This is a genomic window from Streptomyces sp. NPDC089915, assembly GCF_040684675.1.
Classification (GTDB): Bacteria; Actinomycetota; Actinomycetes; order Streptomycetales; family Streptomycetaceae; genus Streptomyces.
Genome location: NZ_JBFBGN010000231.1, coordinates 1 through 5,532 on the forward strand (window position 1 = coordinate 1; position 5,532 = coordinate 5,532).

The 5,532-nt window shown below is 72.2% G+C and carries 4 protein-coding genes; all 4 read left to right on the forward strand.

All coding sequences use genetic code 11. The annotated features are described in order from the left end of the window. Positions 1–129: 129 nt before the first annotated feature. The 4 genes from AB0O29_RS33810 to AB0O29_RS33825 all read left to right on the forward strand — a co-directional run bounded on the left by AB0O29_RS33810 (position 130) and on the right by AB0O29_RS33825 (position 5,403). Positions 130–2,181 carry a tetratricopeptide repeat protein gene (locus tag AB0O29_RS33810; RefSeq protein ID WP_365159641.1) on the forward strand — a complete coding sequence of 684 codons (2,052 nt, stop codon included), beginning with the start codon at positions 130–132 and terminating at the stop codon, positions 2,179–2,181. Positions 2,182–2,333: 152 nt separating this feature from the next. Continuing rightward, the gene (ald, locus tag AB0O29_RS33815) at positions 2,334–3,449 is read left to right on the forward strand and encodes an alanine dehydrogenase (protein ID WP_365159644.1); all 1,116 of its coding nucleotides are present in this window, start codon (positions 2,334–2,336) and stop codon (positions 3,447–3,449) included. A gap of 449 nt (positions 3,450–3,898) precedes the next feature. Next, positions 3,899–4,936 carry a ParA family protein gene (locus AB0O29_RS33820; RefSeq protein ID WP_365159647.1) on the forward strand — a complete coding sequence of 346 codons (1,038 nt, stop codon included), beginning with the start codon at positions 3,899–3,901 and terminating at the stop codon, positions 4,934–4,936. Next, positions 4,921–5,403, forward strand: coding sequence for a hypothetical protein (locus AB0O29_RS33825; protein WP_365159650.1), 483 nt, complete (start codon positions 4,921–4,923; stop codon positions 5,401–5,403). The genes AB0O29_RS33820 and AB0O29_RS33825 overlap by 16 nt, the downstream gene beginning before the upstream one ends. Positions 5,404–5,532 lie beyond the last annotated feature (129 nt).

Consider the following 5,532-nt stretch of genomic DNA (forward strand, 5'->3'; position numbering starts at 1 on the left):
GCGGGCTGGATTCATCCAGCCCCGCCGGCGTTTGAGGCGCGGGGGTCCGGGGGCGGAGCCCCCGGGAAGGGCCCCGCGCAGCGATGTGGGGGATTAGTAGGCCCATCCGCTGATCCGATCGGGCGATCTATGGGCCCCGCTCCACACGGCCCGTCGCTCTGCGTGAACTACGCTCAGCAACCCGAAGGCAGGGAGAGGAGCGGATCCGTGGCGGATTTCGTCGGGCGGCGGCGTGAGCTGAAGGAGCTGCGCGAGGACATCGCGCGGACCGGGCTCGACACCCTCTCGGGCCGCAAGGCCAAGGCGCCCCGCGCGCGGGTGCTGCTCGTCGCCGGGCGCCCCGGCTCCGGCCGGACCGCCCTCGCCGAGGCCTTCGTGCGCGAGGTGGCCGACCAGTACCCCGACGGGCTGGTCCGGGTCCGCCTCACCGCCCCCGGCGGCGAGCCGCTGGAGACCGCGCGGGCCGTCCGCACCCTGCTGGAGGGCCTCGGGGAGCGCACCCCGCCCGGCGCCTGCGAGGACGACCTCAGCGCCGCCCTGCGCGAGACCCTCGCCGGGCGGCGGGCGATCCTGCTCCTCGACGACGCCGCAGACCCCCAGCAGGTCGACGCCCTGCTCCCCGACACCCCCGAGTGCCTGGTCGTCGTCACCGCCGAGGGCCCGCTCACCGGCATCCCCGACGTCCGCCCCTGCACCCTCGGCGGGCTCGACACCGGCTCCGCCGTCGCCCTGCTCGCCCGGACCATCGGGGACACCCGGATCGCCGTCGACCCGCGCGCCGCCGAGGACCTCACCGAGGAGTGCGGGGCCCTGCCCGCCGTGATCGCCCTGGCCGGGGGCTGGCTCGCCGCCCACCCCAAGGCCGCCGTCGCCGACCTGGCCAAGCAGCTCCACGAGATGCCCGCCGGCACCTCCGGCCCGCTCGGCCGCGCCTTCCGGATCGTCTACGAGTCCCTCCCGCAGCCCGCCCAGCGCACCCTGCGGCTGCTCCCGCTCGCCCCCGCCGGAATCCTCGACTCGCACACCGCCTCCGCCCTCGCCGGCTGCTCGGTGGCCGCCGCGCAGTCCACCCTGGAGGACTTCGCCCGGCTGGGCCTCGTACGGCACGACCGGGACGGGCTCTTCCTGCTCCCCGGCTGTCTCGCGCCCTTCCTCCAGTCCCTGCTGGAGGCCAAGGAGCGGCCCGCCGAGGTGCAGCTGGCCCGGGCCCGGATGCTGGAGCGGACCGTCCGCCTGCTGACCTCCTGCCGGGCCATGGCCGAGCTGTCCGAGGAGGAGGCGGCCGAGGCCCGTGAGGCCCTGGACGGGCTCCCGCGCGCCCTCCGCTTCCCCGACCGGCGGGCCGCCGCCACCTGGCTGGACACCCGGCTGGCCGCGCTGACCGCCTCCGCCGACCTGGCCGTGGCCGACGGCGGCCTGGACACCCTGGCCCGCCGGCTGGTCTCCGCGCTGGTCAGAGCCCTGGCCGCGCACCGGGGCACCGAGGCCGCCGCCCCCGAGCTGTACGGGCTGCACCGGCTCGTCCTGGGCGTGGCCGAGCGCCGCCACCTGCACCGGGAGCAGGCCGCGGCGCTGCTGAACCTGGCCGACCTGGACGCCGCGACCGGCCGTACCCCCGAGGCGCTGGAGCGCTACCGGGCCGCGCTGGCCGCCGGAAAGGCCGCGAAGGACCCGTACGCGACCGGCCGCGCGATGGAATCCGTAGGCGGCGCGTACCAGGAGCTGGCGGACTGGCCGAGGGCCTCCGACTGGTTCGGCCGCGCCCTGGCCCACGCCCTCGCCCGGGGGGAGCGGCCGGACGAGGCCCGCCTGTACGGACGGCTCGGCAACGTGCACACCTACGCGGGCCGCTACGGGGAGGCGCTGCGCAGCTGGCGCGCCGCCGCCGCGGGGTACCGCCGGCTGGCCGATGTCCCGGGCCAGGCAAAGGCGTTGAGCGAGATGGCGCGCATTCAGGAATACGCCGGCCGGCCCGAGGAATCGCTGCACACCTGCCGCGAGGCGATCGAGCTCGCGCGGCGTGCCGGGGACGTCCGCCTGCAGGCCGCCCTCCAGGTCCGGCTGGCCGACACGCTGGACCGGCTGGGCGACCCGGCGGCCGCCCGACTGCACCGGTCCGCAGCCGATAGATTGCTGGGAGATGACCCCGCAGCCTGCGAAATCCGCAGTAGCTCCGACTGAAATTATTGGTTTGCAAGGCTAGACAGCGCCTCATCCTTCATTAGACTGGCTTCACCACGTCATCCTGTGGTGCATCCCGTTGCGCGTTCTTGTGGGCGGGTATGTATGGAAGTGCCCCGTAACATCCCCTGAGTCAAGGACCGTGATCGACGATGAAGGTCGGCATCCCCCGCGAGGTCAAGAACAACGAGTTCCGGGTCGCCATCACGCCCGCCGGTGTGCATGAGCTGGTCCGCAACGGCCACCAGGTCTTCATCGAGCAGAACGCCGGTGTGGGCTCCTCGATCACGGACGCTGAGTACGTCTCCGCCGGCGCCGAGATCCTCGGCACCGCCGACGAGGTCTGGGCGACCGCCGACCTGCTGCTGAAGGTCAAGGAGCCGATCGCGGAGGAGTACCACCGCCTCCGCAAGGACCAGACCCTCTTCACCTACCTGCACCTGGCGGCCTCCCGCGAGTGCACGGACGCCCTGCTGGAGTCCGGCACCACCGCCATCGCGTACGAGACGGTCGAGCTCGCCAACCGCGCGCTGCCGCTGCTCGCCCCGATGTCCGAGGTCGCGGGCCGTCTGGCCCCGCAGGTCGGCGCCTACCACCTGATGCGCTCGGCCGGCGGCCGCGGCGTCCTCCCGGGCGGCGTCCCCGGCACCCACGCCGGCGAGTGCGTCGTCATCGGCGGCGGCGTCTCCGGCTGGAACGCCGTGCAGATCGCCATCGGCATGGGCTTCCACGTGACCCTGCTCGACCGCGACATCAACAAGCTCCGCGAGGCCGACAAGATCTTCGGCACCAAGGTGAAGACGATCGTCTCCAACGCCTACGAGCTGGAGAAGGCCGTCATCGAGGCCGACCTCGTCGTCGGTGCCGTACTGATCCCGGGTGCGAAGGCCCCGAAGCTGGTCACCAACGAGCTCGTCGCCAAGATGAAGCCCGGAAGTGTCCTTGTCGACATTGCCATCGACCAGGGCGGCTGCTTCGAGGACTCCCGTCCGACCACCCACGCCGAGCCGACCTTCCAGGTCCACAACTCGGTCTTCTACTGCGTCGCCAACATGCCGGGCGCGGTGCCGAACACCTCCACCTACGCGCTGACCAACGCGACCCTGCCCTACATCGTGCAGCTCGCGAACCTCGGCTGGGTCGAGGCGCTCCGCCGTGACGCGGCGCTCGGCCTGGGCCTCAACACCCATGACGGCAAGGTCGTTTACGGCCCCGTCGCCGAGGCGCACAACCTCGAGTCCGTCGAGCTCAGCACGCTGCTCGGCTGAACCGTCAACGACTGACGTCAATCTCACGTCTCCGGCCGGACCTTGCCCGCAAGGTCCGGCCGGAGGTGTTTGCGGGGTACCCGCGCAGGCCGTTCAACTCGCCTCGAACGTAACCCTTTAACCCTTTCGCACACCCGCGAAACTTCACAGCGACAGCCCGTACGCCCTTGACAGAGTGGTGTTCGGTTGCCGACACATCGTGCCGGGTCCGGCGGATTGTGTTGCCGCTGGGCGGTGACACGCCATAGAGTCGCCAACCGTCGGCATGGTGCAACGCTGACCTATCGATAAGTGTCCTGGTCACGTCCGAGGAGGTAAGACGACTTGTGAATGAGTCGACATTTGCTCCTGGAGGCGGTCGAGCAGGGACGCCCGAACGGACCCAGAGTTCCGCCGGGCTCGAAGCTGTCGGCTCCGTCGCGGTCCGCACCTTCGCAAACCACCAGCACATGACGACGCCCCAAAAGAGCATGGACGGCCTAGACGTGAACTCCACGGCCGGCGACCACAGCGGCGATGCGCCCATTGGTTTCGCCGACTACGACCAGGTGCCCGAAGGGCACTTCTACGACCCCGACGCGGAGTACGAGCCCGACCCCGAGTACGCGGCCACCCTCGCGCCCGACGCTGCCCGCCAGCGCCGCGAGCGCATCGGCCCGACCGGGCGTCCGCTGCCGTACTTCCCGATCCCGGGTCCGCTGACCGAGCACGGTCCCGCGAAGATCATCGCGATGTGCAACCAGAAGGGCGGCGTCGGCAAGACCACGTCGACCATCAACCTGGGCGCCGCGCTCGCCGAGTACGGGCGCCGCGTGCTGCTCGTCGACTTCGACCCGCAGGGCGCGCTGTCCGTGGGCCTCGGCGTGAACCCGATGGAACTCGACCTGACGGTCTACAACCTGCTCATGGAGCGGGGCATGTCGGCCGACGAGGTGCTGCTCAAGACGGCGGTCCCCAACATGGACCTGCTGCCGAGCAACATCGACCTGTCCGCCGCCGAAGTGCAGTTGGTCAGCGAGGTCGCGCGCGAGTCGACGCTCCAGCGGGCGCTCAAGCCGCTGATGAACGACTACGACTACATCGTGATCGACTGTCAGCCCTCGCTGGGCCTCCTGACGGTCAACGCCCTGACGGCGGCTCACAAGGTCATCGTCCCGCTGGAATGCGAGTTCTTCGCACTGCGCGGAGTGGCGCTGCTGACCGAGACCATCGAGAAGGTCCAGGAGCGGCTCAACCCGGAGCTGGAGCTCGACGGCATCCTCGCCACGATGTACGACTCCCGCACGGTGCACAGCCGCGAGGTGCTGGCGCGCGTCGTCGAGGCGTTCGACGACCACGTCTACCACACGGTCATCGGCCGGACGGTGCGCTTCCCGGAGACCACGGTCGCCGGCGAGCCGATCACCACGTACGCCTCCAACTCCGTCGGCGCCGCCGCCTACCGCCAGCTGGCCAGGGAGGTGCTCGCCCGGTGTCCCGCCGAGTGAGTCTGCCCGGCGCGGACGAACTGTTCCGCACGACCGGGGGGACCGCCCTCCAGTCGTCCTCGCCGAGGCGGGGCGCCGACGAGGCGTCGCCCGCGGCGGGCGCGGAGCACGCGGCGGCCGCACCGGCGGACGGCACGGCGAGGACCACCGGCGACGGCCCGGCGGTGGGCGCGCAGCGCAGGCCGCAGGAAGGTTCTGCCAGCGCCGGACCCCGGCAGGGCAAGGGCCAGGGCCGGGGCGCGAACCGGCGGCCGAGCGGGCGCGAGCGGCACGACGAGAAGATCACGGTCTACGTCTCCGCCGAGGAGCTCATGGACCTGGAGCACGCCCGGCTGGTGCTCCGCGGGGAGCACGGGCTCGCGGTCGACCGGGGGCGGATCGTGCGCGAGGCGGTCGCGGTCGTCCTGGCGGACCTGGAGTCGCGCGGCGACGCCAGCATCCTGGTCCGCCGCCTCCGAGGCCGCTAGCCGCCGCCCGGCCCCGCTGCGCTCGAACGCCGCGCGGGCTGTTTATAGCCCCGCCGGCGTTTGAGGCGCGGGGGTCTGGGGGCGGAGCCCCCAGGAGGCCCCGCGCAGCGGCACCCCCGGCCCGTGGTG

Bases quoted from the DNA above. Each gene is read 5' to 3' on its own strand.
- AB0O29_RS33810 (WP_365159641.1), top strand. From the start codon at position 130: ATGGGCCCCGCTCCACACGGCCCGTCGCTCTGCGTGAACTACGCTCAG.
- AB0O29_RS33820 (WP_365159647.1), top strand. From the start codon at position 3,899: ATGACGACGCCCCAAAAGAGCATGGACGGCCTAGACGTGAACTCCACG.
- ald (WP_365159644.1), top strand. From the start codon at position 2,334: ATGAAGGTCGGCATCCCCCGCGAGGTCAAGAACAACGAGTTCCGGGTC.